Annotated in this window: 25 protein-coding genes; 11 read left to right on the top strand and 14 right to left on the bottom strand. The window is 70.6% G+C overall.

Annotation, left to right across the window (positions count from 1 at the left end):
- Positions 1 to 167: 167 nt before the first annotated feature.
- The 3 genes from ACIPPM_RS22685 to ACIPPM_RS22675 all read left to right on the top strand — a co-directional run bounded on the left by ACIPPM_RS22685 (position 168) and on the right by ACIPPM_RS22675 (position 3294).
- Positions 168 to 1028 carry a tryptophan 2,3-dioxygenase family protein gene (locus ACIPPM_RS22685; RefSeq protein ID WP_401450702.1) on the top strand — a complete coding sequence of 287 codons (861 nt, stop codon included), beginning with the start codon at positions 168 to 170 and terminating at the stop codon, positions 1026 to 1028.
- On the top strand, positions 1021 to 2214 hold the full coding sequence (gene kynU, locus ACIPPM_RS22680) for a kynureninase (protein WP_401450700.1): 1194 nt from the start codon (positions 1021 to 1023) through the stop codon (positions 2212 to 2214). The genes ACIPPM_RS22685 and kynU overlap by 8 nt, the downstream gene beginning before the upstream one ends.
- Positions 2215 to 2397: 183 nt before the next feature.
- Complete coding sequence (locus ACIPPM_RS22675) at positions 2398 to 3294, top strand: alpha/beta hydrolase (RefSeq protein ID WP_401450697.1); 897 nt, start codon at positions 2398 to 2400, stop codon at positions 3292 to 3294.
- Between the two features lie 2 nt (positions 3295 to 3296).
- Here the strand turns inward: ACIPPM_RS22675 and ACIPPM_RS22670 are convergent, their stop codons facing one another.
- The gene (locus ACIPPM_RS22670) at positions 3297 to 3518 is read right to left on the bottom strand and encodes a hypothetical protein (RefSeq protein WP_401450694.1); all 222 of its coding nucleotides are present in this window, start codon (positions 3516 to 3518) and stop codon (positions 3297 to 3299) included.
- A 110-nt stretch (positions 3519 to 3628) separates the two neighbouring features.
- On the opposite strand from ACIPPM_RS22670, the gene ACIPPM_RS22665 reads away from it, so the two are divergent.
- Positions 3629 to 4837, top strand: a complete 1209-nt coding sequence (locus ACIPPM_RS22665) for a cytochrome P450 (protein WP_401450692.1) — start codon at positions 3629 to 3631, stop codon at positions 4835 to 4837.
- On the opposite strand, the gene ACIPPM_RS22660 is transcribed toward ACIPPM_RS22665, so the two are convergent.
- The 4 genes from ACIPPM_RS22660 to ACIPPM_RS22645 all read right to left on the bottom strand — a co-directional run bounded on the left by ACIPPM_RS22660 (position 4817) and on the right by ACIPPM_RS22645 (position 9070).
- Positions 4817 to 5701, bottom strand: a complete 885-nt coding sequence (locus ACIPPM_RS22660; protein ID WP_401450690.1) for a serine hydrolase domain-containing protein — start codon at positions 5699 to 5701, stop codon at positions 4817 to 4819. The two genes, ACIPPM_RS22665 and ACIPPM_RS22660, sit on opposite strands and share 21 nt — an antisense overlap.
- Positions 5702 to 5742: 41 nt before the next feature.
- A complete protein-coding gene (locus ACIPPM_RS22655; protein ID WP_401450687.1) occupies positions 5743 to 6408 on the bottom strand; it encodes a DUF4097 family beta strand repeat-containing protein in 666 nt (221 codons plus the stop codon).
- 209 nt (positions 6409 to 6617) lie between these two features.
- Positions 6618 to 8174 (bottom strand): ABC transporter permease, encoded by a 1557-nt coding sequence (locus tag ACIPPM_RS22650; protein WP_401450684.1) that lies wholly within the window; start codon positions 8172 to 8174, stop codon positions 6618 to 6620.
- A complete protein-coding gene (locus ACIPPM_RS22645) occupies positions 8174 to 9070 on the bottom strand; it encodes an ATP-binding cassette domain-containing protein (RefSeq protein WP_401450681.1) in 897 nt (298 codons plus the stop codon). Before ACIPPM_RS22645 ends, ACIPPM_RS22650 begins: the two co-directional genes overlap by 1 nt.
- A 74-nt stretch (positions 9071 to 9144) precedes the next feature.
- On the opposite strand from ACIPPM_RS22645, the gene ACIPPM_RS22640 reads away from it, so the two are divergent.
- Both ACIPPM_RS22640 and ACIPPM_RS22635 read left to right on the top strand, forming a co-directional pair.
- On the top strand, positions 9145 to 9669 hold the full coding sequence (locus tag ACIPPM_RS22640) for a GbsR/MarR family transcriptional regulator (protein ID WP_401450679.1): 525 nt from the start codon (positions 9145 to 9147) through the stop codon (positions 9667 to 9669).
- A 79-nt stretch (positions 9670 to 9748) separates the two neighbouring features.
- Positions 9749 to 10207, top strand: coding sequence for a MarR family winged helix-turn-helix transcriptional regulator (locus tag ACIPPM_RS22635; protein ID WP_401450677.1), 459 nt, complete (start codon positions 9749 to 9751; stop codon positions 10205 to 10207).
- Between the two features lie 9 nt (positions 10208 to 10216).
- On the opposite strand, the gene ACIPPM_RS22630 is transcribed toward ACIPPM_RS22635, so the two are convergent.
- Positions 10217 to 10957, bottom strand: coding sequence for a diacylglycerol kinase (locus ACIPPM_RS22630; RefSeq protein ID WP_401450675.1), 741 nt, complete (start codon positions 10955 to 10957; stop codon positions 10217 to 10219).
- 245 nt (positions 10958 to 11202) lie between these two features.
- Here ACIPPM_RS22630 and ACIPPM_RS22625 point away from each other — a divergent pair, with 245 nt between their 5' ends.
- Positions 11203 to 12486, top strand: a complete 1284-nt coding sequence (locus ACIPPM_RS22625) for an adenylosuccinate synthase (RefSeq protein ID WP_401450672.1) — start codon at positions 11203 to 11205, stop codon at positions 12484 to 12486.
- Between the two features lie 60 nt (positions 12487 to 12546).
- Here the strand turns inward: ACIPPM_RS22625 and ACIPPM_RS22620 are convergent, their stop codons facing one another.
- The 3 genes from ACIPPM_RS22620 to ACIPPM_RS22610 all read right to left on the bottom strand — a co-directional run bounded on the left by ACIPPM_RS22620 (position 12547) and on the right by ACIPPM_RS22610 (position 15749).
- Entirely contained in the window at positions 12547 to 14379 is a 1833-nt protein-coding gene (locus ACIPPM_RS22620) for an OmpL47-type beta-barrel domain-containing protein (protein ID WP_401450669.1), read from the bottom strand.
- A gap of 291 nt (positions 14380 to 14670) precedes the next feature.
- The gene (locus ACIPPM_RS22615; protein WP_401450667.1) at positions 14671 to 14913 is read right to left on the bottom strand and encodes a DUF397 domain-containing protein; all 243 of its coding nucleotides are present in this window, start codon (positions 14911 to 14913) and stop codon (positions 14671 to 14673) included.
- On the bottom strand, positions 14910 to 15749 hold the full coding sequence (locus ACIPPM_RS22610) for a Scr1 family TA system antitoxin-like transcriptional regulator (protein ID WP_401451479.1): 840 nt from the start codon (positions 15747 to 15749) through the stop codon (positions 14910 to 14912). The genes ACIPPM_RS22615 and ACIPPM_RS22610 overlap by 4 nt, the downstream gene beginning before the upstream one ends.
- A gap of 124 nt (positions 15750 to 15873) precedes the next feature.
- On the opposite strand from ACIPPM_RS22610, the gene ACIPPM_RS22605 reads away from it, so the two are divergent.
- Positions 15874 to 16302, top strand: coding sequence for a hypothetical protein (locus tag ACIPPM_RS22605; RefSeq protein ID WP_401450665.1), 429 nt, complete (start codon positions 15874 to 15876; stop codon positions 16300 to 16302).
- On the opposite strand, the gene ACIPPM_RS22600 is transcribed toward ACIPPM_RS22605, so the two are convergent.
- Positions 16295 to 16945, bottom strand: coding sequence for a hypothetical protein (locus tag ACIPPM_RS22600; RefSeq protein ID WP_393605660.1), 651 nt, complete (start codon positions 16943 to 16945; stop codon positions 16295 to 16297). The genes ACIPPM_RS22605 and ACIPPM_RS22600 overlap by 8 nt on opposite strands.
- Positions 16946 to 17145: 200 nt before the next feature.
- On the opposite strand from ACIPPM_RS22600, the gene ACIPPM_RS22595 reads away from it, so the two are divergent.
- Positions 17146 to 17916, top strand: a complete 771-nt coding sequence (locus ACIPPM_RS22595) for an oxidoreductase (RefSeq protein WP_393594029.1) — start codon at positions 17146 to 17148, stop codon at positions 17914 to 17916.
- A 12-nt stretch (positions 17917 to 17928) separates the two neighbouring features.
- Here ACIPPM_RS22595 and ACIPPM_RS22590 read toward each other — a convergent pair whose 3' ends face one another.
- Positions 17929 to 18837 carry a LysR family transcriptional regulator gene (locus ACIPPM_RS22590; RefSeq protein WP_401450662.1) on the bottom strand — a complete coding sequence of 303 codons (909 nt, stop codon included), beginning with the start codon at positions 18835 to 18837 and terminating at the stop codon, positions 17929 to 17931.
- Between the two features lie 160 nt (positions 18838 to 18997).
- Between ACIPPM_RS22590 and ACIPPM_RS22585 the strand changes: the two genes are divergently transcribed.
- Positions 18998 to 19729 carry a hypothetical protein gene (locus ACIPPM_RS22585; RefSeq protein ID WP_401450660.1) on the top strand — a complete coding sequence of 244 codons (732 nt, stop codon included), beginning with the start codon at positions 18998 to 19000 and terminating at the stop codon, positions 19727 to 19729.
- Between the two features lie 5 nt (positions 19730 to 19734).
- Here ACIPPM_RS22585 and ACIPPM_RS22580 read toward each other — a convergent pair whose 3' ends face one another.
- From ACIPPM_RS22580 to ACIPPM_RS22570, 3 genes are read right to left on the bottom strand one after another with little or no spacing between them, the layout of a single operon-like run.
- Entirely contained in the window at positions 19735 to 20130 is a 396-nt protein-coding gene (locus ACIPPM_RS22580; protein WP_401450657.1) for a GNAT family N-acetyltransferase, read from the bottom strand.
- Positions 20131 to 20178: 48 nt separating this feature from the next.
- The gene (locus ACIPPM_RS22575) at positions 20179 to 20550 is read right to left on the bottom strand and encodes a hypothetical protein (protein WP_401450655.1); all 372 of its coding nucleotides are present in this window, start codon (positions 20548 to 20550) and stop codon (positions 20179 to 20181) included.
- Positions 20551 to 20582: 32 nt separating this feature from the next.
- Positions 20583 to 20774 (bottom strand): hypothetical protein, encoded by a 192-nt coding sequence (locus ACIPPM_RS22570; protein WP_401450653.1) that lies wholly within the window; start codon positions 20772 to 20774, stop codon positions 20583 to 20585.
- Between ACIPPM_RS22570 and ACIPPM_RS22565 the strand changes: the two genes are divergently transcribed.
- Positions 20761 to 21180 (top strand): hypothetical protein, encoded by a 420-nt coding sequence (locus ACIPPM_RS22565; protein WP_401450651.1) that lies wholly within the window; start codon positions 20761 to 20763, stop codon positions 21178 to 21180. The genes ACIPPM_RS22570 and ACIPPM_RS22565 overlap by 14 nt on opposite strands.
- Positions 21181 to 21309 lie beyond the last annotated feature (129 nt).

Here is a 21309-nt window from a genome sequence, read left to right as displayed (position 1 = left end):
CCCCGCTACGGCCGGCGAGCCGTCCAGCCAAGGCCCCCCAAGCCCGGCGCAGCGTCCCGCCTTGCCGTATCCCATGGGATTGCGGAGGATTCCGGGTGGGGACCGGGGCCCCCGTGCCGGCATCGGCAGGGGCGGACCGCTACCCGGAGTACAAACAGGAGACAGCGATGTCCCACCAGGCTCACCCCCCTTCCCAGGCCCCCGAAGAGGCCGCTGAGCCCGAGACCCCGCATCTCGACTTCGCCGGTACGACGCCGTACGAGGACTACGTGCGCGCCGACGTGCTCACCCACCTCCAGCACACCCTGTCCGACGACCCCGGAGAGATGGTCTTCCTGGTCACGACCCAGGTGATGGAGCTGTGGTTCACGGTGATCACGCACGAGTGGGAGACCGCCGCGAAGGCGCTCCGCTCGGACGACGTGCCCACCGCGATCGCCGCGCTGAAGCGTTCCGTACGCGAGCTGGACGCGCTGAACGCCTCCTGGCGCCCGCTGGCCCAGCTGACCCCGGCCCAGTTCAACTCGTACCGCTCCGCCCTCGGGGAGGGCTCGGGCTTCCAGTCGGCGATGTACCGCCGGATGGAGTTCCTGCTCGGCGAGAAGTCCGCGTCGATGCTCGTCCCGCACCGGGGCACCCCGCGCACGTACGCCGAGCTGGAGAAGGCGCTGTGCGAGCCGAGCCTGTACGACGAGGCGGTACGGCTGCTCGCCCGGCGCGGCCACGCGATCCCGGCCGAGGTGCTGGACCGGGACCTGTCCCAGCGGTACGAGTCCGCCGACGCGGTCGAGGCCGCCTGGACGGCCGTGTACTCCGGTGACCCCGACACCGACCTCGCCCGTCTCGGGGAAGCCCTGACGGACGTGGCCGAGCTGGTGTGGCGATGGCGCAACGACCACCTGGTGGCGACCCGGCGCGCGATGGGCGCCAAGGCGGGTACCGGCGGCTCCGCCGGAGTGGCCTGGCTGGAGAAGCGGGCCCGCAAGAACGTGTTCCCCGAGCTGTGGACGGCGAGGTCTCATGTCTGACCGTACGGAACTGGCGCTGCGCGCGAAGGAGTTGGACGCGGCCGACGGGCTTGCCGGGTTGCGTGACCGGTTCGTCCTCGACGACGGCGTGTACCTGGACGGCAACTCGCTCGGCGCGCTCCCCGCGCACGTCCCCGACCGGATGCGGGACGTACTGGCGCGCCAGTGGGGCGAGTTGCGCATCCGCTCCTGGGACGAGTCGGGCTGGTGGACCGCGCCGGAGCGGATCGGGGACCGGATCGCCCCGCTGATCGGGGCCGGGCCGGGGCAGGTCGTGGTCGGGGACTCCACAAGTGTCAACGTCTACAAGGCACTTGTGGCAGCCGTGCGGATGGCCGGGGAGGGCCGGACAGAGATCCTGGTCGACGCCACGACCTTCCCCACGGACGGCTACATCGCCAACTCGGCCGCCCGCATGACGGGTTGCGAGCTGCGCGCGCTGACCCCCGCCGAGATCCCGGCCGCGCTCGGCCCGCGCACCGCGGCGGTCCTGCTGAACCACGTCGACTACCGCACCGGCCGCTTGTACGACCTGCCCGCGCTGACGGCGGCCGTCCACGAGGCGGGCGCACCGGTCGTCTGGGACCTGTGCCACAGTGCGGGCGCGCTGCCGGTCGGGCTGGACGCGCACGGGGTGGACCTGGCGGTCGGCTGCACCTACAAGTACCTGAACGGCGGCCCCGGTTCGCCCGCGTACCTGTATGTCCGCAGCGATCTCCAGGACCGTTTCGACTCGCCCCTGCCGGGCTGGAACTCGCACGCCGAACCCTTCGGGATGAACCCCGAGTACACCCCGGTGCCGGGCGCGCGGCGCGGGCGAGTCGGTACGCCGGACATCCTCTCCATGCTGGCGCTCGAAGCGGCGCTGGAGGTGTGGGACGGGGTTTCGGTGGACGCGGTGCGGGCGAAGTCGCTGACGCTGACCGACTTCTTCCTGGACTGCGTGGCCGCGTACACCGAGGCCGGCCGGGTGGAGTGTGTGACGCCGCTGCGGCACGAGGAGCGGGGCAGCCAGGTCGCGCTGCGCTGCGCGGACGCCGGTGACGTGATGAAGCGGCTGATCGACCGGGGTGTGGTGGGCGACTTCCGCCACCCGGACGTGCTTCGCTTCGGCTTCACCTCGCTGTACGTCGGCTTCGCGGACGCGGAGCGGGCGGCGCGGGTGCTCGGAGAAGTGCTGGCGTAGGCGTACGCGAGGGGCGCGTGGGGGCTGTGCGGAGGGACGAACTCCGCACAGCCCCCTTTTGCCTCACCCTGGGTGACATCCCCGTGTCCGCGCACGTCACGGGCCTGATACCGTCCCGGCCAACGGCCGAATCCCACCCTGGCCCGGTCCGCCAAACCCCTTACGCAGCTGGAAGGTTGGAGCATGCCGGAGGACGCTAGCGCAGCCCGTGCCGCCGCCGAGGAGGAGTCGGCGTTCTCCCATCCGCCCGTCGACCCCGACGCGAGCGTCCCTTACGGGGACCACCCCGACCAGGTGATCGACTTCTACGCCCCGCGCACCGGGACGGCGGCGTCCGCGCCGCTGGTCGTGGTCCTGCACGGCGGGGCGTGGCGGGCGCGGTACGACCGGCGGCACATCACGCCGTTCGCGGACTTCCTGGCCCGGCGCGGATTCGCCGTGGCGAACGTGGAGTACCGGCGTGGCGGGCCCGAGATCCCGGCGCAGAACACGGGCGGCGGGACCGCGTCCGTACCCCCGGCGGGCCGCTGGCCGGAGACCTTCGACGACGTCGCCGCCGCGCTGGACGCGCTGCCGGAGCTGGCCCGCGCGGCGCTGCCGAGCGCGGACGCCCGGCGTGTCGTCCTCACCGGGCACTCGGCGGGCGGGCACCTCGCGCTGTGGGCGGCGGCCCGGCATGTGCTGCCCGCCGACTCGCCCTGGCGCACCGGCCGTCCGGCGCCGCTGCGCGGGGTCGTCGCGCTGGCGCCGATCGCGGATCTGGGGATGGCGGCGAAGCTGGAGGTGTGCGACGGGGCGGCGGTGCAACTCCTCGGCGGCGAGCCCTCGTTCGCGGAGCGTGCCCCCTATGCGGACCCCGCGCTGCTCCTCCCCACCGGCATCGCCACCACCCTGGTCCAGGGGCGCGCCGACCGGGATGTCCCCTACGAGGTGGCGGAGTCGTACGCCGACGCGGCGGCCAGATCGGGCGAGGTGGTGGGGGTCACGCTGCTGGAGGACGTGGGTCACTTCCCGCTGATCGACCCGGCGGCGGACGCGGCCGCGGTGGTGGCGGAGGAGATCGCCCAACTGGCCTTCTGAGGCTATGCCTTGACCGGATCGTCGCCGGGACGCTTGACGAGCCGGTCGCCGACGGCGACGTCCTTCCACAGACGGCGGCCGATCCGCACCTTCGTGGACTCGCCATCACTCAGGCGGAGTTCGACGAAGTGGTACATGTTCGAGCCGTCGAGCATGCCGCGTGACTTGTCGGTGACGACGCCTTCCCAGGCGTCGTCCTGTCCGGGTTTGCGGGATTTGAACATGAGTCGAGTCTAGGAAGGCGTGGGGGCGCGCGGGCAGTGTCCGGGGGCACGTCCTGGGGATGACACATGTCATCTACCCCGCTGGTGCCCGCACGGACTAGCGTCCCCCCATGGGCACCACCTTCGACCCCTGGTCAGCGGAGTTCCTCGCCGACCCGTACCCGGCGTACGCCGAGCTGCGGGCGAGCGGGCGGGTGATCCGGTACGACCCGACCGACCAGTGGCTGGTGCCGCACCACGCCGACGTGTCGGCGCTGCTGCGCGACCGGCGACTGGGCCGGACGTACCAACACCGCTTCACGCACGAGGAGTTCGGGCGGACAGTCCCATCTCCCGACCACGAGCCGTTCCACACGCTCAACGACCACGGCATGCTCGACCTGGAGCCGCCGGACCACACCCGTATCCGGCGCCTGGTCTCGAAGGCGTTCACCCCGCGCACGGTGGAGCGGCTGCGGGGGTACGTGCACGGGCTGGCGGACTCCCTGGTGGCCGACCTGGTCGCGGCGGGCGGCGGCGACCTACTGGCCGACGTGGCGGAACCCCTCCCGGTCGCGGTGATCGCGGAACTCCTGGGCATCCCGGAGGCGGACCGGGCGCCGCTGCGGCCCTGGTCGGCGGACATCTGCGGGATGTACGAGCTGAACCCGCCCCCGGAGGTGGCGGCACGGGCGGCACGGGCGTCGGTGGAGTTCTCGGAGTACCTACGGGGTCTGATCGCGGCGCGCCGCTCGGCCCCCGGGGACGACCTGATCTCGGCCCTGATCGCGGCCCACGACGAGGGCGACCGCCTCACCGAGCAGGAGATGATCTCCACGGCGGTGCTGCTGCTGAACGCGGGCCACGAGGCGACGGTGAACGCCACGACGAACGGCTGGCTGGCACTGTTCGAGCATCCGGACCAACTGGCCCTGTTGCGCGCGGACTTGACCCTGATCCCCACGGCGGTCGAGGAGTTGCTCCGCTACGACACTCCCCTCCAGCTCTTCGAACGCTGGGTCCTGGACGACATCGAGCTGGCGGGCACGACGATCCCGCGCGGCGCGGAACTGGCCCTCCTCTTCGGCTCGGCCAACCACGACGAAGCGGTCTTCACCGACCCGACCCGCCTGGACCTGTCCCGCCGCGACAACCCCCACATCTCCTTCAGCGCGGGCACCCACTACTGCATCGGCGCCGCCCTGGCCCGCCTCGAACTCAGCGCGTCGATGAAGTCCCTGCTCACCCGCGCCCCCACCCTGACCCCGACCTCGCCCCCACCCCGAAAGCCGGGCTTCGTGATGCGGGGGCTGGAGGAACTAAAGGTGACCGTCGCCTGAGGGCCGGTCCGAGGCAGGAGTCCGGGGCTCAGCAGGACCAGGTGCGGCATGCCGCAGGAGGTCGATGCCCAGTTCGTCGGTGCGGTCGGCCTGGCCGGTGAGGCGGTGGACCAGTACCCATCTGCCGTCCGGCGTGGCACCGGCGAAGACGGAGGCGTCACCGGTGGCGCCGTTGTGCCAGAGCACGGTGCCCGATCTCTGCCACGACAGCGCGGGCTCCCCCAGTTCCCGTGCCACGAGGAGCCTGGTCACCAGGTGAGCGGCGGCCCGAGGGGTGGCCCAGAGCCCGCCGGCGGGGAGGATGGCGCCCGTCATGGTCCAGGGACGACGTGGACGGCCGAACAGCCCTCGGCTGTAGAGGCAGTTGTCCGGTGGCGGGGCGCTGGTCACCTCGGTGATGTCCAGCGGGGCGAGGACGTGGAGCTCCAGCAGGTCCTGGTAGGGCAGGCCCGTGGCGGAGGTCAGCGCGGCTCCGAGGACGACGTATCCGAGGTTGGAGTACTCCTCGGTGTGCCCCGGAGGAGCGGTGGTGAGGGCGTCCAGTCGCTGGAGCACGGCATGCAGGGCGGCATCGTCGAAGGCGGCGTACGGGTCACGCCGTCCCATGTGCGGGGGGAGCCGGGGCAGGCCCGAGGTGTGCTGGGCGAGATGCCGCAAGGTGATGCCGGTACCGCGCGGCACGGGCAGGAACTGCTCCAGCGGGTCGTCCAGTTGGAGCGCACCCCGCTCGGCCAGCCGGGCCAGCACGGTTCCGGTGAGCGTCTTGGTCAGAGACCCGATCTGGACGTATGCGTCGAGATCGTGTCCGTGCAGGGCTTGGGGGTCCTGGCCGCTGCTGAGGACGCAGGTGGGGATGGGGCGCATGGGCGGCTTTCAGTGGCGGGACGAGTTCACCCTTTCGGGAACTACCTCTGGTTGACGTCGATGTTTCCGCCGCCCGTGCGGATGGTCACGTGGTGGGGGGAGGTCGGGGTGGTGGGGACCGAGATGGTGCTTCGGCCGCCGCTGGTGGTGGCGTCGATGGCGTAGGGGGTGCGGGGGAGGGTGATGGTGACGTTGCCGCCGCCTGTTTCGGCGGTCAGGGTGGTCGGGGGTTTGGTCAGGGTCGCCTCGATGTTTCCGCCGTCGGTGCGGGCGGAGAGGGACTTGGGGGCGGTGTCGGTCACGCTGACGTTTCCGCCGCCCGTGCGTGCCGCCATCTCCCCGTCGATCTGCCGGACCTCGATGTTGCCGCCCTCGGTGTCCAGGGTCAGGGTGGTGCCGCGGGGGACGGAGACGGTGTAGTTCACGCCGCAGTCGTGGCAGCTCGGGGCGGTCAGGGTGAGGCGGCCGTCGCGTACCGAGTGCTCGGTACGGGGCTTGTCGTCGGCGTAGCGGATCTTCTCCGTGACGCGGGCGCCGGTGCCGTCACCGGGGACGACCTCGATGTTGCCGCCCTTGGTCGTGACGCTCAGCGCGGTCACCTTCGCGTCGATCCCGTACTGGGAGGTCGCCGTCTTGTTCTGGATGGCACAGCCGCTGAGCGCGAGCCCCGCCACGACCGTCCCGGCCACCAACAGCTTCGTCTTCACGCGTCCCCCTGGATTCCGTCGCCCCCCGACTCCACAGGTAGCAGCCCGCGCCCACCCCCGAGGCCGAACGGCTTGATCCCACCACCCGAAATGACGCGAACCGGGTCGGTCGAGTCGGCCCCGACCCCGCGAAGCCCCCCGACCCCGCCCCGAAATTACCCCGCACGAGTGAAGCCCCACCCCCGTCGAAGCCGCACCCGCACACGCCCTCACCCCGCCAAGTCCCGTCGCCGCAAACCCAGCACCCCCGCTCCCGTCAGCACCGCCGCCGCCCCCAGCAGCACCCCGACCGGACCCCACTCCATCTCCGCCCCGGGCAGCTTGGGCAGGTGGCTGTAGGGGGAGAGGTCCAGGAGCCAGCGCGGAGCGTCCAGCGCGGGGCCGATCCAGCCGATCAGCAGGACCGCCCCCGCGACGCCCCACCCCGCCACAGCCGCCCTGGGGACGAACCCGTAGAGCAGTACCGTCACCGCGCCCAGCGTCCACGCGGCCGGTACCTGGAGGAGGCAGGCGCCCAGGACCGCGCCGGGACGGGCCCCGTACCCCGCCCAGAAGCCCAGCCCGGCGAGCAGCTGAAGGAGACCCACACCGCCGAAGGCGATCGCCAGGTGGCCCCCGGCCCAGCGGAGGCGGCTCACCGCGCAGGCCAGCAGGGGTTCGGCCCGGCCGGAGGACTCCTCGGAGGCGAGGCGGAGCACCGACTGCACCACGTACAGCGCGGCCACCAGCCCCAGCATGCCGATCATCGCGGAGAGGAAGGTGTCCGTGACCCCCGCGCGGCCCCCCATCCGCTCCAGCATCTCCCGCGCACCCGAGTTCCCCGCGACCAGGTCCGCCGCGCCCCCGGTCAGGCTGCCGTACACCACCCCCGCCAGGAAGAAGCCGATGCTCCAGCCGAGCAGGGAGCCCCGCTGGAGGCGCCAGGCGAGGGCGCCCGCGCTGCCCAGGCGGCCCGAGGCGGGACCCGGCCGGGTGGGGAAGAAGCTCATGCCGAGGTCCCGGCGCCCGGCCAGCACGTACGCCAGCACAGCCTGGGACACGCTGGCGAGCGCCAACAGCCCCAGCACCCACCACCGTTCCCCGGCGAACGCCCGCACCTTCTCCAGCCACCCCAGCGGCGAGGCCCAGGTCAGCCAGGAGGAGCCCGAGTCACCGGCGGCCCGGAGCACGAAGGCCGCCCCCAGCAGCGCGGACGTCAGCCCCCGCGCCAGCCGCGCGCTCTGGGTGAGCTGGGCCGCGACCGCCGCCGCCGAGGCGAAGACCAGCCCGACCAGGCCGACGGCCAGCCCCAGGGCGAGCGCGCCCGCCCGGCCCAGCGAGGCGAGCCCCGCCACCAGCACGACCGCCAGCACCCCGTTCGCCGCCAGGGACGCCAGCAGCGCGGAACTCAAGGGGGCCCGCCGCCCCACCGCGCCGGAGGCGACGACCTCCAGCCGTCCGCTCTCCTCCTCGTCCCGCGTGTGCCGGATGACGATCAGCAGGCTCATCACGGCGGCCAACAGCCCCGCGTAGACGCCGACCCGCCAGGCGGTCAGACCCCCTAGGGAATCGTCCAGTAGGGGCCCGGTCAGGGCCCGGAGGGAGGCGTTGCCCGCCATCTGCTCCCGCAGCCCGGAACGTTCCGCCTCCGTCGCGTACAGCCCCCGGAGGGTCCCCGGCATCGACAGCACCATCAGGGCGTTCACCCCGATCCACACCGGGATCAGCACCCGGTCCCGGCGCAGGGCGAAACGGAACAGCACCCCGGTGCCCGTGAGCGCGCCCATCAGACGGCCACCTCCACGGCACCCTCGTAGTGCCGCAGGAACAGCTCCTCCAGGGTCGGCGGAGTGCACGTCAGCGACCGCACTCCGGCCGCGCTCAGCACCCGCAGCACGGAGTCGAGTGCGGCGGTGTCCACCTGGAGCCGCACCCGGGACCCCCGTACCTCCAGGTCGTGCACCCCGGCCAGGCCCGCGAGATCCACCCCCGAGGACACCTCCGCGCTGACGCTCGTCCGCGTCAGATGCCGCAGCTCGGCGAGCGAGCCGCTCTCCACGGTGCGGCCCTGGCGCACGATGCTGACCCGGTCGCACAGCGACTCCACCTCGCTGAGGATGTGCGAGGAGAGCAGGACGGTACGGCCCCGGTCGCGCTCCTCGCGGACGCAACGCTGGAACACCTCCTCCATCAACGGGTCCAGCCCGGAGGTCGGTTCGTCCAGGATCAGCAGGTCCACGTCGGAGGCGAAGGCTGCGACCAGGGCGACCTTCTGCCGGTTGCCCTTGGAGTAGGTGTGGCCCTTCTTCGTCGGGTCCAGCTCGAAGCGGGCGGTCAGTTCGGCACGGCGCCGCGCGTCCAGGCCGCCGCGCAGGCGGCCGTAGAGGTCGATGACCTCGCCGCCGGACAGGCCCCGCCACAGCGTGACGTCACCGGGGACGTACGCGATGCGGCGGTGGATCTCGACCGCGTCGGTCCGCGGGTCGTGGCCGAGGAGCTGCGCGGCGCCGGAGTCGGCGCGCAGCAGGCCGAGCAGGACGCGGATGGTGGTGGACTTCCCGGCGCCGTTGGGGCCGAGGAAGCCGTGCACCTCGCCGGTCTCGACAGCGAGGTCGAGCCCGTCGAGGGCATGGGTACGGCCGAAGGACTTGTGCAGCCCCGAGACCGTGATGGCCTTCGTCATGATTCTGAACGTACGCTTCCTTCAGAAATTTGTGAAGTTAAGGAAGCGTATGAATCAGAGTTAGGCTGAGGGGCATGACGGAGCCGGGTGTGGAGAGTGGGGACGGGCGCGATCCGGAGTCGGTGTCGCGGTTCGTGGAGCGGTTCGCGGCGCAGCTGGTGGAGGCGGGGATGCCGCGTATGCCCGCGCGGGTCTTCGCGGCGCTGCTGTCCTCCGACACCGGCACGCTCACCTCGGCGGAGCTGGGCGAACTGCTCCGGATCAGCCCGGCGGCCGTCTCCGGCGCGGTCCGCTACCTCTCCCAGGTCCACCTGGTCTCCCGCGAGCGCGAACCCGGTTCACGGCGTGAGCGCTACCGCGTGCACAGCGACCAGTGGCACGAGGCGCTGACCAGCCGCGAGGCCATCATCAAGCGCTGGGAGGACGCCCTCCGCGACGGCATCACCAGCCTCGGCCCCGAAACCCCCGCGGGCCGCCGCCTCGCCGACACCCTCGAGTTCTTCGAGTTCATCGAGGAAGACCTCGCCGGAATCATGGAACGCTGGCGCGCCCACCGTGACCGGCGCCCGGAACCCACACGCACCCCCGGCACCCCTTGACCTCAAGTCCGCTTGAGTTCCTACGGTCGATTCCGTTGGAGCAGCACGAGCGGATCACGAGCGGATACGGAGACCGGTCATGGAGTACTCGCACCCCGACCCCGAACTGATCAGGCAGCCCATCGGCTACTGGAGCTGGGCCGCCTACGACGCCGTGGTGGGCCGTACCCGTACCGCGCTGGCCGGGATCGGCACCACCCAGCCGCAGTGGTGGGTGCTCGCCCAGGTCGCGCATGCGGAGCAGCCGAAGACCCGTGCGGAGGTTTCCGAACTGCTGCGGAACTACCTCACCACCGGCGCCGGGACGATGGACGAGGAGATCGACCGCACGGTGGCCCTGGGCTGGGTGACCGAGGACGGCGAGGGCCACCTCGGTCTCACCGACGAGGGCGAGGCTTTCTTCCACAAGGCGGCCGCGCTCCAGGAGGAGCTGGGGGCGGAGCGGCACGCGGGCATCTCGGACGAGGAGTACCTGACCACCCTCAAGGTGCTCCAGCGCTTCATCCACAACACCGGCGGCCACGCCTGGCACCACTGACCGCCCCCGTCACCCCGGCACCACCAGCCCCCAAGCCCCCTCCGCCACCCGCCAGGTGCGGCGGCGGACCGGGCCGGAGGTGTCCGCGTCGGCTCGGTAGTGGAAGTCCTCGCCGGTGACCGTGACGGTGCGGCCGCAGGAGCGGAGGGGGGAGGACTCGGCGCCCAGGGAGACCGGGCGGATCTCCACCTCCGCGACGCCCCGCGTGCCCGGTGTCACCGAGACCGACTCCACCGGGCGGTCCACGTCGATCACCGTGACGCCGTCGATCTCCACCCGGAGCCGGGCGGGCTTGGCGGCGAGGGTGCGGACCAGGGTGCGCAGCCAGGGCCGGGCGCCGACGCCGACCGGCTCGGCTGGGACGGACGCGGGCGGTATCCCCAGCGAGCCGAGCACGACCCCGTCGCTGTCGTCCACGAGCAGGTCCAGCTGCCGGGACACCCCGTCCAGCACCGCCCGCGCCGAGGCGACCGGCCCGCCCGGCACCCCCAGTGAACGCGCCAGCCCCGCCGACCCGACCGGCACCACGGACAGCGCACATCCGGCCAGCTCACGATTCCGGTGCAGCAACCCCACCGCTCGAACAAGTGCTCGATCGTCCCCGACGACCACCGGCCGCCGCGACCCTCGCCGGCCCAGCGCGCGGGCGAATTCCTCGGGGCCGTCCGGCAGACACACCTTCGCCGTCGCACCCGCGCTGAGCACGTCTTTCGCTATCCGCACGGACTCCCCGTCCGTGTGCCGGGCCATCGGATCGATGATCACAAGGAGCTGATCGGACGTCGCGGAAGTCGCCACCTCGGTCCTGCCTCGCTTCCTCGGGTAGCATCTTTGTGCAAGAGCCCCTTGCGCTATTGCGCCAGGGGCTTCGTCTATTCCGGGGCATCCGGTCCGACGGTCGTGCGGCCAAAGAAGGTCGCGGTGTTCAAGTGGCGGTGAACCATACGCCCACACCCCGACCTTGGACATGCCCCGCCCGGAAGGGGTGTACGCGCGTGCCCGCACTTGTGCTGCTCGGTGCTCAGTGGGGTGACGAAGGCAAGGGGAAGGCGACCGACCTGCTCGGTGGCTCCGTGGATTATGTAGTGCGCTACCAGGGCGGCAACAACGCCGGCCACACGGTCGTCGTGGGCGACCAGAAGTACGCGCTCCACCTCCTCCCCTCCGGAATCCTCTCGCCCACCTGTACGCCGGTCATCGGCAACGGTGTCGTCGTCGACCCCTCCGTCCTGCTCTCCGAGCTGAGCGGCCTGGAGGAGCGCGGCGTCGACACGTCGAAGCTCCTGCTCAGCGGTAACGCGCACATCATCACGCCGTACCACGTCAGCATGGACAAGGTGGCCGAGCGCTTCCTCGGCAAGCGCAAGATCGGCACCACCGGCCGCGGCATCGGCCCGACCTACGCCGACAAGATCAACCGCGTCGGCATCCGGGTCCAGGACCTGTACGACGAGTCGATCCTCGAGCAGAAGGTGGAGGCCGCGCTCGACGTCAAGAACCAGGTCCTCACCAAGCTGTACAACCGCCGCGCCATCGCCGCCGACCAGGTGGTCGAGGAGCTGCTGGGCTACGCGGAGAAGCTGCGCCCCTACGTCGCCGACACCGTCCTGGTCCTCAACCAGGCGCTGGAGGACGACAAGGTCGTGCTGTTCGAGGGCGGTCAGGGCACCCTGCTCGACATCGACCACGGCACGTACCCCTTCGTCACCTCCTCCAACCCGACCGCCGGAGGCGCCTGCACCGGCGCGGGCGTCGGCCCGACGAAGATCAGCCGCGTCATCGGCATCCTCAAGGCGTACACCACCCGTGTCGGCGCCGGTCCGTTCCCGACGGAGCTGTTCGACGAGGACGGCGAGGCGCTGCGCCGCATCGGTGGCGAGCGCGGTGTCACCACCGGCCGCGACCGCCGCTGCGGCTGGTTCGACGCGGTGATCGCCCGCTACGCCACCCGCGTCAACGGCCTCACCGACTTCTTCCTCACCAAGCTCGACGTGCTCACCGGCTGGGACGAGATCCCGGTCTGTGTCGCCTACGAGATCGACGGCAAGCGGGTCGAGGAACTCCCCTACTCGCAGACCGACTTCCACCACGCGAAGCCGATCTACGAGACGCTGCCCGGCTGGTCCGAGGACATCACCAAGGCGAAGTCCTTCTCCGACCTGCCGAAGAACGCGCAGAACTACGTGAAGGCGCTGGAGGAGATGTCCGGCGCGCCGATCTCCGCGATCGGTGTCGGCCCGGGCCGTGACGAGACGATCGAGATCAACTCGTTCCTGTAAGGGGCATGGGAAGGGGCCCGCACCGGTCGGTGCGGGCCCCTTCCCATGAGCGCTCCCGGTTCAGGGGCGCTTGATGTCGATGGTGACCGACTTCGTCTTCTCGTGGTTCTGGGCGTAGTCCACCGAACGGAACTTCAGCACGTGCTTGCCCGTGCCGTGCACCGTGATCTCCGACGTGTACTTCTTCCACCCGGCGCCGTCGAGTTTGTACTCGGTCCTGGCCACGCCGGACACCCGGTCCTTGGCGGTCAGGGTGACGCACACGTCCGAGTGGTGGGCGCCGTGCTGGTCGGGGCGCGGGGAGAGGTGCGCCTTGGTGACCGGCGGCTCGGTGTCCAGCGGGAGGTTCAGCGCGGCGTCGCTCGGGGTCAGCTCGTCCTCCCGGGTCGGGGGCGGCACGTTGCCCGCGGACTCGGTGCGGCCGACGGAGCCGACGCGCAGCAGGAGGTTGCTCCAGTCGTCGAAGCCGGTGAGCACCGTCTGCTGTCCGTCGTTGTTGACGTCGAAGGAGACCGGGGTCGTCTCGATCATGCCGTTGCAGTTCCAGTCGACCTGGCCGTCGGCGGCGTCCACGTTGACGAAGGAGCCGCCGTTGCTGCCCGGGCACCAGTGCCGAACGTCGTAGTTCCCGCTGCTGGCGGGGTACGTCCGCTCGTTCAGGTCGTTCTCGTTCAGTGAGGCGTTCTGGCGGGAGAGGTCCGTGTTCCCGGTGCTGGTCCCGGACGTCAGACCGAACTGGTACAGGTAGTTCATCACGCTGAAGTACTGCGGCTTGTTGTTGACGTTCTGGTCGCCGCCGTGCTCCAGGTTGAGGTTGTGGCCCAGCTCGTGCAGGAACGTGCCCGCCTGCTCGGCGACCGTGCCCACCTGGTTGGCGAAGCTGCCCAGGCTGACGATGAGGTCACTGCCCGGAGTAGGGGCGATGCCGCTGGAGGGGGTGCCCGCCTGGAGGTTGTGGGCCGAGATGCCGTAGTGGAAGATCGGCGCCCGGCCGGTGCTGGTGAAGCCGCCGGTCTGCGTCTTGATCGTGTTGAACGCGTTCCACTGGTACAGGCCGTCGACCGCGGTGCCCAGGTTGGTCTGCTCCGTGAGCTGCCGGGCCGTGCTCAGGGTGCCCCAGGTCGCGTTGGTCGTGAAGTTCATGACGCTGTTCGGCCCGGCGTCCACGTGCAGATTGATGCCGGTGGTCGGCGAGTGCCGTGAGTAGGGCGAGTTCGCGAAGGCATCGACCACCTGCTTGATGGCCGCGGGGGCGAGCGCGTGGCTGTGCTCGGCGTTCGCCATCCAGTCGAGCTGGACGAAGACGTCCGGCTTGTCGACGGTGGCCCCCATCGCGGGCAGGTTGATGAACCGCAGACCCGGCCCGGGCGCGGTGTGGGCGCTGCCGTCGGCCGGATCGATGTAGATGCCGTTCCGCTTCCAGCTGTCGGGGATGCCGTCGCAGGTCCTGGAGTTGCAGTCGAAGGTGAAGTCGACGGTCGCGTTGAAGCCGTCGCCGCCGCTGCGGTTGATCACATAGCCGGACGGGGCCGACTGGGTGTAGCTGTTGTCGCCGACGACGGGCGCGGTCCAGCCGATCTGCGTCCGGGCGGCCTCCCGGTAGATGTTGAAACTGACGGTCCCGAAGTTGCCGCGGGGGTCGCCGCAGGCGTCCAGGGTCCAGCTCGCGGTGGCGCCCGCGTCGATGCGCTCCGGCAGAGCCGCGGGGCACCCGTTGTAGCTGTTGGGCCCCAGTGTCAGGTCGCGGTCGCTGTTGTTGGTGAAGCGCACCGTCAGCAGCGTGCCGGCGCGCTGCGCGGCGGCCGACGCACCGGCCGCCGCCAGCAGGAGCAGGGCCACGGCCAGGGCCAGGACACGGAGCGGGGCGCCACCGTGGTAACGCTGTGCATTCATGCGGGCACGCTATGACTACGTTCCGTGTCCGCCCTGTGCGGCTCGTCGCACTGTCACTCCGCTGGCCGTCGCCGCCCGCGCTCGGCGGGCGTTCCGCTGTCCGGCGCGGTGCAATCAGTTGTATGAGCAGCGACCGGGAAACGTGCGGGGGGCCCTACGGCGAGGTGTCCGAGTGCGGGGACCCCGCGGTGTTCGAGGTCATGCGGCACGACCGGACGCCACTCCCGGTGTGCCCGCTCCACCTCGGCCCGTCCCTCTTGATGGGGTCGAGCGTGCTGTGGCCGCCGGAGATCAGCCTCGTCGCGCGTCCATGAGGAACGTGGTCCACGCGGTGGGCGTCACGGCGAGGAGGGGGCCGTCAGTCTGCTTGGAGTCGCGGACGTGGATGGTGGTGGTGCAGGGGGCGACTTCGACGCAGTTGCCGCCGGTGCTGTCGCTGTACGAGGACTTGTGCCAGGTGTAAGCGGTTTCGATGCAGTTGCCGCCGCCGCCGTCGCTGTAGCTCGACTTGAACCACCGCAGGGTGCTGGTCATGTTCGCTCTTCTCCCGCCAACTTTCGAATGAGGCTCACCGAGTCCTCCGGGCTCAGAGCCTGTGTGCGGATCTTCGCATACCGGTGGCTGAGTTGCGCCACAGTTGCGGGGTCGCTCACCAACTGACTCTGCTCCTGGTTCTCCAGATACACCACATGGTGGTGTTCCATAGTCTCGACCAGGACCATGTTGCCCGCTGCCCCTGCGTGGCTTCCCTTCAACCCCCTGTCCTGCGTGATGACTTGAATGCTCACGTTGTCTCGCTCGGCGTCCTCGGCGAGCGAGTGCAACTGCGCGCTATGGACCTCCCAGCTACCGAACGGCCGCTTCAGGACCGTCTCGTCGAGGATCAGCTCAATCATGGCGGCGGGCTCCCGATCGAACAGGCTCCTGCGAGCGATGCGGGCTTCGACCAGCTCCTCCAGTTTGGCATCGGTGGGCTTGGGAAAGTTGCCGCCGATCAGCGCACGTGCGTAGTCCTCCGTCTGGAACAGGCCAGCGATGACGTAGGTCTCGTAGGAGGACAGGGAGACCGCCTCCGCCTCCATCAGGGCGAAGTCCTGGAACTGCGACGGGTACTTGTCCATGAGGATGAACTTGCGGGCCATCTCGAAGATGCCCATGCCGTCCCCGAGCACCCGCTCGAGTTCCATCAGCATCTTGTCGCTCGCGGGCTGCGCGCACGTCTCCATCGCGCTGATCGCGGACGCGGTGTAGCCGATGAGGCGGCCCAACTCGTCCTGCGTCAGCCCCATCTGCTCACGTCGGGCCTTCGCGAACTTGGCGACCAGTCGCGCCGTTCCGCTCGCCGCCGTCTTGTTTGCCGCTCGCGCCATTGCGATCACCCCTGGACTCAACCGAACTCAACCGGTCTTCAACGACTGCCCCCGACTCCTGACCGTCCTGATGGGTCGACGGAGAGTCATGGAAACCGTAGCCCTACCTGCCGAAACTGAAAGCATGAATACGCAAAGTCACGCGGGGATCCAGTGGGTTCCCGCCATGGGTATCCAACTCCGCAAGGCCGGGGTGCAGTTCGACGCGGTGCGGCTGGACGGGGACCGGGGGCGCGAGATCGCCGACCGGATGGCGCGGATGACGGGGGGTGATCCGGGGCCGGTGGTGGAGTCGGGGAGCGGGCGGAGGTGTGTGTACTTCCTGGTCGCGCCGGGGAGTACGGCACACCACGCGTGGCCCGCCGAGGTCACCCGGCTGACCAGCGGCCCGTACCGGGTGAGCTACATCCCGGTACCGGCGCTGGACGGGCAGACCTGGCCCCTGAGCTGGCGGTTCCCGCCGACCGCGCCGGACCGGTTCGTGCACGCGCTGCTGCTGCGGGCGGCGCTGCTCGACGGGGACCGGGAGCCGCCGTGCCCGGACCTCAACTGAAGACGATCATCGAGCCCTGGGCGAGGGAACGGGTCGCGGCGGCGTGCAGGCCGAGCCAGACGTGCCGTTCGCGGGCGAAGGGGCTCGGGTCGTAGGGCGCGGGGACGGCGGGCTCCTCCAGCTCGGTCGGCGCCGAGGGGGGCACCGGGGCGGCGGGCGGGTTCGCCGGATCGATGCCGATCGCCGGGGCGACCTGCTCCAGCTCGCGCAGCAGGGCGTGGGACGAGCCCAAGGGGCCGCCACCGGCGAGGAGTTCGTCGTTGGAGAGGGGGTGGGCGAAGTCGAGGGGGACGTAGGCGCCCGCGTGGTCGTAGTGCCAGACCAGGTGGGACTGCTGGGCGGTTGACTCAAACATTTCGAGCAACTGCTCGTAATCACCGCCCAGTTCCCCCACAGGGGTGACGGGCAGGCCACAGAGCTGGAGGAGATGCGCGCGGCGCAGGAAGTGCAGCGCGTCGTAGTCGAACCCGGCGACGGGGGCGACCTCGCCGTTGAGCCCCGGCATGTACTGGTACACCGGCACCGGGGGGAGCCCGGCGGCGGCCAACGCGCTGTTGTAGGTGGCGAGTTCCTCGGCGAACGGGTTGTCCGGCGTGTGGCACAGCACATCCACGAGCGGCACGAGCCACAGGTCGCAGGCCAAGAAGAACTCCTCGCGTCGTCGCGCACGAGCGTTCCCCTCGCGCGGTGGGTGGACCAGGAAGCGTAGTCCGTACGGCGGGCCATAGGAAAGCCCTATGGCCCCTGCTGCTATTCGGTCTTTGATTCCCCCTCTTTATTCGGCCTACGGTGAATCCACTCGAAGAGAAGTCCGCCGTGAATTGCGCAGAGAGGACCATGGAAATGGCCACCACCCAGGACGGCACCGGAACACCGGAACTCAAGGGGAAGCGGGCCCTGGTCACCGGGGGTTCGCGGGGTATCGGGGCGGGCATCGTGCGCCGCCTCCTGGACGCGGGCGCCGAGGTGCTCACCACCGCGCGCTCGGCGTCGGGCACGGTGCCGGAGGGGGCTCGGTTCGTCGCCGCCGACGTGCGGAGCCGGGAGGGGGCGGAGGAGCTGGCGGCGGCCGCGGTGGACGTGCTCGGCGGGGTGGACATCCTGGTCCACAACGCGGGCGGGGCCCAGCCGCATCCGTCGGCCACCGGCATCCCGGACGAGGAGTGGCTGGACGCGCTGAACCTCAACCTGCTGGCCGCGGTGCGGCTGGACTCGCTGCTGGCGCCCGCCATGCGGGAGCGGGGCTCCGGGGCGATCGTGCACATCTCGTCGGCCGCCGTGCCGGTCGCCTTCCCGCCGTTCCTGCACTACACCGTGGCGAAGGCGGGCCTGGAGAACTACAGCAAGGGTCTGGCCGCCGAGCTGGCCCCGGCCGGGGTCCGGGTCAACACGGTCACGCCGGGCCGGGTCACCACCCCGGGCGGCGAGGCCACGCGCGAGCAGTGGGCGCGGCTCGACCCGACGCAGGTGCAGGCCGAGTCCGTCGTACCGCTCGGGCGGGACGGGCTGCCCGACGACATCGCGCGGGCGGTGCTGTTCCTCGTCTCCGACCAGGCGAGCTGGGTGACCGGGAGCAATTTGGTCGTGGATGGTGGGGAATTCCCTCGGGGCTGAATGGTATTTCGGTCAGGGGGTCGGAGTGGGGGCCGGGGCCGGGGAATTCCTCGGGTCCCAGTTCTCCTGGCGGAGGAATTCCAGCAGGGCCGTCTCCGCAGGGCCCGCCGGGTTCCGGACGACCGCGATGACGGGCTGGGCCACGGCCGGGGACACCGGGCGGGCGAGGTGCTCGTGGCCCGGGGGGACCGCCGAGGCGGGGACGAGGGTGGCGCCGAGTCCCTGGGCGGCCCAGCGGACGGCGGTCGCGGTCTGGGAGACGCGGGCGACGGTGTCGGGGTCCGGGTCGGTCTCCCGCAGCGCCTCCACGAGGACGCCGTCGAGCGCGCTGTCCCGGTCGAACCGGACCCAGGGCTCGCCCTTCAGCTCGCGCAACTCGACTCGTTGCTGGTCGAGTTGGGGGTGTGCGGTGGGCAGCACCACGACGAACTCCTCCTCGCCGAGGCGGTGGGCGTCCGCGGGGGTGCGGTCGCACTTCGCCATCAGGGCGAGGTCCAGCACGCCCCGGCGGCACAGCCGGTCCAGCTCGGCGGAGCTGGGCTCCTCGGAGAGGGTGACCTCCAGCCGGGGGAAACGGCGGCGCAGGGCGCCGAGCGCGTCGGGGAGCTGGCGGGTGCCGAAGCCCATCTGCACGGCGACGGTCAGCTCACCGACCAGCTCGGCGGCACCGGCCCGCGCGGTCGCCGTCGCCCGGCGCGCCGCGTTCACCGCGGTCCGCGCCTCGCGCAGGAACGCCCGGCCGACCACGGTGGGCGTCAGCCCGCTCGGCGTCCGGGCGAACAGCTCCACCCCGAGGTCCCGCTCCAGCCCGCGGATCTGCTGGGACATCGACGGCTGCGCGACCCGCAGCCGCTCCGCCGCCGCAGTGACCGAGCCCTCCTCGGCGACGGCCAGGGCGTATTCGAACTGGCGCAGACTCATCGGGTCCCGTCCCTCCGTACGATCGGCCCTCTCAGGGCAACTCGGTCGCGGCGGCGAGGATTCCCCGCCCTCGGGAGGGTGTGAATACGGTTAACGACTGCCCGTTACACACAGTGAGTCACTAGCCTGAGCCGCTCGAACGCCTGGGGGGATCATGCGGATGAGATCGAGCGCGGTCGCGCTGGTGTTGCTACTGGCCTGCGCGGCCACCGGCTGCGCGGGAACCGGTAAGACCGTGCGTGCGGCGGCGCCCGCGGACCCCCGTACGGCCGGGCAGCTGCTCGACTCGGCCAACCGCACCATGCGGGCGCTGCGGTCGGTGACGATCACCACGGAGACGACCGCGCTCCAGGGCGGCACGCTCTTCTCCAGCAGCAGCACCACGGACCTGAAGAGCGGCTGCGCCTACCGGGCGACCTTCCGCAACGGCGCCGAGCTGCGGCAGCTCCGGATCGGCGGCACGGACTACATCCACGGCAACGCCGGGTACTTCGAGCTGTGGGGGCGCGACACGGTCCCCGCCATGCGGCAGAAGCCCTGGCTGAAGAGCCCGGTCGGCGCGGCGCGGGACGCGGACGGTCTACAGGGCTGCACCTGGCCGTTCAAGTCCTTCGGCACGCCCACGAAGGGCGCCCGCACCGAGTTGTCCGGCCGCCCGGTGATCCCGGTCCAGGTGCGGGACAAGCCCGGCGAGTCCCCCTTCGCCCACGAGCCCGGCACCTACACCTTCTACGTCACCCCCGAGCCCACCCCCCACCTCCTGAAACTCACCTACAAGGGCCCCCTCAACCGCACCACCACCACCTTCACCAACCTCAACCACCCCCTGAACCTCCAACCCCCGGCCGCAGCCGACACCTTGGACCTGAGCACGCTGCGGAACGCCGGATAGCTGGGTCACGAGGGGCCGGTGTCGCTCTGGATGCGGGCGTGAAGGTGTTCCGGCAGCAGCCAGTAGACGAACTCGCCACTGCCGCCTCGCAGGTCCAGGTCGGCGAGGCCGATCAAGCCGACAGGAGCGCCGTCGTCGGCGGGAGCCATGGCCCAGATGGCGGCCTCCTCGCTCTGCCACCGCAGCTTCCAGCGCGCGATCTTCTCTCGGGCCGTGTCGGTGGTCAGGCGACCGGGGCGGTTCCAGTGCTGGATGTCCGGGTCGAGGCACGACCGCACCAGGCTCTGTGCGTCACCTTCCCGCCAGGGGCGTAGACGCATGCCTCCGGAGAGTGCGAAGTCGGGCTGCCGGGTCTGCTTCATACGGCCGGGTGGCACCACGGGGGCTATCGGATCGATCATCGCCCCATCATGCCGAGGAGGTGCTGTCCGTCGCCGCCGACAGCCACCTCAGTCCGAAGTGGCCACCAGGGCCATCAGTTCCGGCTCGGTGGTCCCGGCCGGCAGGCGGACGTCGAAGGTGTAGCCCTCGTCGCAGAACACCAGGTCGAGGTGCGTCGGTGTCAGCTTGCGGAAGGCGATCGCCAACCAGATCGCGTCCTCTTCCGGCACGTCCATGTACAGGCAGGTGCCGTCCGCGTGCAGATAAGCCTCACCTGGGCCGTTCTCCGTATCGAACTCCCAGATGAGACCGCGTGCTTCACCGCGGTGCGACGCATCGGTCTCGACCTGGGTCCACCGAGAACGGATCGCCTCGGTCAGCGCGCCCCGATCGACCAGCCACCCGCCCGCATCACCCTCGACCACCGCCAGGAACGTCATGGCCCGGGTCTATCAGATGCCCTTGAAAGCGCCTACACCGGGGCGTTTCCAGACCGCTCCTTGTTCTTGTTGCGCCGATGATGGCGCACGACGAAGAAGAGTGACGCGGTCAATGCCGCGATCCATACCGTGATCTCAAATTCGCCGAACTGTGAACCGAGCGTCAGGAGAATCAGGATGAAAAGGGTGCTGATGGCAATGATTGACCCAATGAGCGACTTCACTTGTTTCCCCCCTCGGACGCCACTGCTGCCGATTGTCGCTCCGGCGGGTCGTCGCCTTCGCGTTTCGGTAGTCAGACACTACGCGGGTGATCCGACGAGCGGGAAGGAATGTTTTTCATCTGAGGAACATCTGAGCTTCGCCGCAACTCGAAGCATATGGATGCTGAGGGGGTCAACCCCGGAGCAGCCGATCCGCTCGGCCGAGACGTCCGGCCGGCGCAGTACGGTCGTCGAGTGGCTGCCGTGCCGGGAAACCGGTGCCGCCGTGGTGGCCCTGTTCACCGCCGGAAAGGCCCTCTCGGGCCGCTACTTCTGGTGCTCGGACGGGCTCATCGTCCGCGACGCCGGCATCAGCAACATGACCCAAGTTCTCACCGGACCGATCGAGAACGGCGAGTTTATGTAGATCCTTCAGCACCTTGAGGACTGACAGCCTCTCGGCTTTCCCCTCTCATTCTGAAACGATCAGTTGGTCCGTGTCCTGGTGTCCGGCGATGACCTGGGCGATGTGCGGGGGCCACGGGTACCGCAAGGG

Origin of the sequence: Streptomyces sp. NPDC090119, from assembly GCF_044747085.1 — a bacterium.
In the GTDB taxonomy this organism is placed as follows: Bacteria; Actinomycetota; Actinomycetes; order Streptomycetales; family Streptomycetaceae; genus Streptomyces.
The sequence above is the reverse complement of the archived record's forward strand: the minus strand, read 5'-3'. Positions and strand labels throughout refer to the sequence as shown.

Bases quoted from the DNA above. Each gene is read 5' to 3' on its own strand.
- ACIPPM_RS22685 (WP_401450702.1), top strand. From the start codon at position 168: ATGTCCCACCAGGCTCACCCCCCTTCCCAGGCCCCCGAAGAGGCCGCT.
- kynU (WP_401450700.1), top strand. From the start codon at position 1,021: ATGTCTGACCGTACGGAACTGGCGCTGCGCGCGAAGGAGTTGGACGCG.
- ACIPPM_RS22675 (WP_401450697.1), top strand. From the start codon at position 2,398: ATGCCGGAGGACGCTAGCGCAGCCCGTGCCGCCGCCGAGGAGGAGTCG.
- ACIPPM_RS22670 (WP_401450694.1), bottom strand. From the start codon at position 3,518: ATGTTCAAATCCCGCAAACCCGGACAGGACGACGCCTGGGAAGGCGTC.
- ACIPPM_RS22665 (WP_401450692.1), top strand. From the start codon at position 3,629: ATGGGCACCACCTTCGACCCCTGGTCAGCGGAGTTCCTCGCCGACCCG.
- ACIPPM_RS22660 (WP_401450690.1), bottom strand. From the start codon at position 5,701: ATGCGCCCCATCCCCACCTGCGTCCTCAGCAGCGGCCAGGACCCCCAA.
- ACIPPM_RS22650 (WP_401450684.1), bottom strand. From the start codon at position 8,174: ATGGGCGCGCTCACGGGCACCGGGGTGCTGTTCCGTTTCGCCCTGCGC.
- ACIPPM_RS22645 (WP_401450681.1), bottom strand. From the start codon at position 9,070: ATGACGAAGGCCATCACGGTCTCGGGGCTGCACAAGTCCTTCGGCCGT.
- ACIPPM_RS22640 (WP_401450679.1), top strand. From the start codon at position 9,145: ATGACGGAGCCGGGTGTGGAGAGTGGGGACGGGCGCGATCCGGAGTCG.
- ACIPPM_RS22635 (WP_401450677.1), top strand. From the start codon at position 9,749: ATGGAGTACTCGCACCCCGACCCCGAACTGATCAGGCAGCCCATCGGC.
- ACIPPM_RS22630 (WP_401450675.1), bottom strand. From the start codon at position 10,957: ATGGCCCGGCACACGGACGGGGAGTCCGTGCGGATAGCGAAAGACGTG.
- ACIPPM_RS22620 (WP_401450669.1), bottom strand. From the start codon at position 14,379: ATGAATGCACAGCGTTACCACGGTGGCGCCCCGCTCCGTGTCCTGGCC.
- ACIPPM_RS22615 (WP_401450667.1), bottom strand. From the start codon at position 14,913: ATGACCAGCACCCTGCGGTGGTTCAAGTCGAGCTACAGCGACGGCGGC.
- ACIPPM_RS22610 (WP_401451479.1), bottom strand. From the start codon at position 15,749: ATGGCGCGAGCGGCAAACAAGACGGCGGCGAGCGGAACGGCGCGACTG.
- ACIPPM_RS22605 (WP_401450665.1), top strand. From the start codon at position 15,874: ATGAATACGCAAAGTCACGCGGGGATCCAGTGGGTTCCCGCCATGGGT.
- ACIPPM_RS22595 (WP_393594029.1), top strand. From the start codon at position 17,146: ATGGCCACCACCCAGGACGGCACCGGAACACCGGAACTCAAGGGGAAG.
- ACIPPM_RS22590 (WP_401450662.1), bottom strand. From the start codon at position 18,837: ATGAGTCTGCGCCAGTTCGAATACGCCCTGGCCGTCGCCGAGGAGGGC.
- ACIPPM_RS22585 (WP_401450660.1), top strand. From the start codon at position 18,998: ATGAGATCGAGCGCGGTCGCGCTGGTGTTGCTACTGGCCTGCGCGGCC.
- ACIPPM_RS22580 (WP_401450657.1), bottom strand. From the start codon at position 20,130: ATGATCGATCCGATAGCCCCCGTGGTGCCACCCGGCCGTATGAAGCAG.
- ACIPPM_RS22575 (WP_401450655.1), bottom strand. From the start codon at position 20,550: ATGACGTTCCTGGCGGTGGTCGAGGGTGATGCGGGCGGGTGGCTGGTC.
- ACIPPM_RS22565 (WP_401450651.1), top strand. From the start codon at position 20,761: ATGAGCGACTTCACTTGTTTCCCCCCTCGGACGCCACTGCTGCCGATT.